At 68.3% G+C, this 2,575-nt stretch carries 4 protein-coding genes and 1 pseudogene; all 5 read right to left on the minus strand.

Translation table 11 applies throughout. The annotated features are described in order from the left end of the window. Positions 1–501, minus strand: a 501-nt coding sequence (locus tag Q0R63_RS15410) for a hypothetical protein (RefSeq protein WP_295699096.1), incomplete at its 3' end; no start/stop codon positions are given. 448 nt (positions 502–949) lie between these two features. Next, positions 950–1,396, minus strand: coding sequence for a 50S ribosomal protein L9 (gene rplI / locus Q0R63_RS15415; protein WP_295699097.1), 447 nt, complete (start codon positions 1,394–1,396; stop codon positions 950–952). 24 nt (positions 1,397–1,420) lie between these two features. Continuing rightward, positions 1,421–1,657 (minus strand): 30S ribosomal protein S18, encoded by a 237-nt coding sequence (rpsR, locus tag Q0R63_RS15420; protein ID WP_295699100.1) that lies wholly within the window; start codon positions 1,655–1,657, stop codon positions 1,421–1,423. A 149-nt stretch (positions 1,658–1,806) separates the two neighbouring features. Further along, positions 1,807–2,433: a single-stranded DNA-binding protein gene (locus Q0R63_RS15425; RefSeq protein WP_295699102.1), complete on the minus strand. Its 627-nt coding sequence runs from the start codon at positions 2,431–2,433 to the stop codon at positions 1,807–1,809. A 55-nt stretch (positions 2,434–2,488) separates the two neighbouring features. Next, a pseudogene (locus tag Q0R63_RS15430) lies at positions 2,489–2,575 on the minus strand (30S ribosomal protein S6); the annotation flags it as partial.

Genomic DNA, 2,575 nt, shown 5'->3' on the forward strand with positions numbered 1-2,575 from the left:
GTAGGCGTCGACCCGAACTCGCTGATCAGGGGTCGAGCCGAACCGGTAGACGATCTTGATGGCGCCGCCGCCGTGACGGCTGAACTGGAGCGCGATCTCGTAGAAGGCTGTTCCCGCGAGCTCCAGGATGGTCACCGGCCCACCGAACTGCCGGCCCGTCACGTTGCCCTCGAGCATGTTGTTCCTCGTGACGGCCGCGAGACCGTAGGTCGCGGCCCTGGTGCTCTGGATCTGGAGGTTGAGCGCCGTCGACCCGCCCCAGGGAATGAGCTCGGCGCGGCGCAGGGTGGCTGAGCCCTTGCTCGACGGCTTCCACGACCACCCTCCGGAGCTGAGAGACGTGAAAGTGAATTGGCGCGGGAAGCGGAGGTCTCCCGGTAGGGCGAAGACCCGCCAGTCGTGCTCCGTCGACCAGTAGTAGTCACAGCCGTTCTGCTCCGCGAGCGTCAGCTGCCCGTCGAAGGAGGCGGAACCCTCCGATCCGCTGCTGTGCACGTGCATCGCATGGCGCGTGCTGGTGGAGCCGTCCGGCAGGACCAGCCCCGACGAGCCCGGCGGCACTCGAGTCCGCGGCGCGAGCCCGGCGGCTGCTCGACGCTCCGAAAATGGCTGCCACGACGGCCGAGGTGCCTTGGAGGACCCGGCGGCGCGTGACGTGCGATCCGCGCGAGCCGCCAGAATCAGGGTGGCCCGGGCAGCCGAGTCCGAGGGCAGTCAGGTCGATCTGCTCGGTGCCGTGTTCACACATCCGCATATGCTGCGTCATGCACACCCGCATAGCGAGGTTTGCGGCGATTGTTGCAATTTGATGGATAATACGCAACTTCACGATGTCTTGCGTGCAGACGGTCGACGGTCCTGGGTGCGACGCCTGTTGACGCACGGGTCTAGGCGCGAAGGCGCCCCACCGGCGTACGGTGGGGCGCCTTTGGTCGGTGTCGTCCTCGGGTCAGCGGGCGACGACCTCGAGGGTCACCATCGCCAGTACCTCGGCGTGCAGGCGGACCTTCGCCTGGAAGGTGCCGACCGACTTGATGTGGCCGACGACCTCGATCTTGCGCTTGTCGAGCTGCGGGCCACCGGCGGCCTTGACCGCGTCGGCGACGTCGCCGCCGCTGATGGCGCCGAAGAGACGACCGGCGTTGCCGGCCTTCGCGGCGAGGGTGATCGACTTGGACTCGAGCTGCCCCTTCATCTGCTTGGCCTGGTCGAGGTCGTGGATGGCGCGGTTCGCCCGAGCCTTGGTGATGGCGTCGACCTGCTTCTGCCCGCCCGAGGTCCACGGCGTACCGAACCGGCGCGGGAGCAGGAAGTTGCGGGCGTAGCCGTCCTTGACGTCGACGACGTCACCAGCGGCGCCGAGGCCGGAGACCTCGTGGGTGAGAATGACCTTCATGGTTTTTCCTTCCCTCGCCGAGGCTCAGCGAGCCGAGCTCGAGTAGGGCAGCAGGGCCATCTCACGGGCGTTCTTGACGGCCGTGGCGATGAGTCGCTGCTCCTGGACGGACACGCCGGTCACCCGACGCGCGCGGATCTTGCCGCGGTCGGAGATGAACTTGCGCAGCAGCGCGGTGTCCTTGTAGTCGATGTTCTCGACCTTGGCGATCTTGAGGGGATTCGCCTTCTTCTTGGGTTTGCGCACAACGGGCTTGGCCATCGTGGTGCTCTCCTTCACTTCTCGTGAGAGCCCGGGGTAGGAGCCCCGGGATAGCGATCTCTTGGTTCTTCAGGTATGCCGTGTGGTCAGGTCCGGGAGGACCTCACCTCAGGCGTGGCGCGAGGGACCTCGCGCGTCGAAGGGACGGGTCAGAAGGGGGGTTCGTCGTAGGACGGCGCGCCGCCGCCCCAGCCGCCCTGGCTGGGCTGACCACCCTGGTTGCCCTGGTTGCCGCCCGCCGGAGCAGTCGCGTTGCCGCCACCGTTCCAGCCGCCGCCGCCCTGACTACCGCCGGAGCCGCCGGTCGCCCAGGGGTCTTCGGCCTGTCCGCCGCCCTGAGAGCCCGGACCGCCCTGGCCACCACCTTGGCCGCCGTAGCCACCACCACTGCCCTGGCCACCGCCGCCGCCGCGCTGGGTCTTGGTGACCTTCGCCGACGCATACCGCAGGGAGGGGCCGATCTCGTCGACCTCCATCTCGACGACGGTGCGCTTCTCGCCTTCCTTCGTCTCGTAGGAGCGAGACTTCAGCCGGCCGGAGACGATGACCCGCGTGCCGCGCTGGATCGACTCGGCGACGTTCTCCGCCGCATCACGCCAGACGGAGCAGCGCATGAACAGCGTCTCGCCGTCCTTCCACTCGTTGCTCTGCCGGTCGAACGCCCGCGGCGTGGAGGCCACGGTGAAGTTCGCGACGGCAGCCCCGGACGGCGTGAACCGCAGCTCGGGGTCGCCGGTGATGTTGCCGGTGATGGTGATGACGGTGTCGCCAGCCATTGCTTGTCCCTCTCGTTCTCTACGCTCGGGCCGCGGTCGCTCAGGCGGTGGTGACTCAGGCGCCGGGGCGCAGGAGCTTGGTCCGCAGGACCGACTCGTTGAGCCCGAGCTGACGGTCCAGCTCCTGGGCGGTGGCCGGTTC

Origin of the sequence: Lapillicoccus sp. (assembly GCF_025353065.1) — a bacterium.
Classification (GTDB): Bacteria; Actinomycetota; Actinomycetes; order Actinomycetales; family Dermatophilaceae; genus Lapillicoccus.

Bases quoted from the DNA above. Each gene is read 5' to 3' on its own strand.
- rplI (WP_295699097.1), bottom strand. From the start codon at position 1,396: ATGAAGGTCATTCTCACCCACGAGGTCTCCGGCCTCGGCGCCGCTGGT.
- rpsR (WP_295699100.1), bottom strand. From the start codon at position 1,657: ATGGCCAAGCCCGTTGTGCGCAAACCCAAGAAGAAGGCGAATCCCCTC.
- Q0R63_RS15425 (WP_295699102.1), bottom strand. From the start codon at position 2,433: ATGGCTGGCGACACCGTCATCACCATCACCGGCAACATCACCGGCGAC.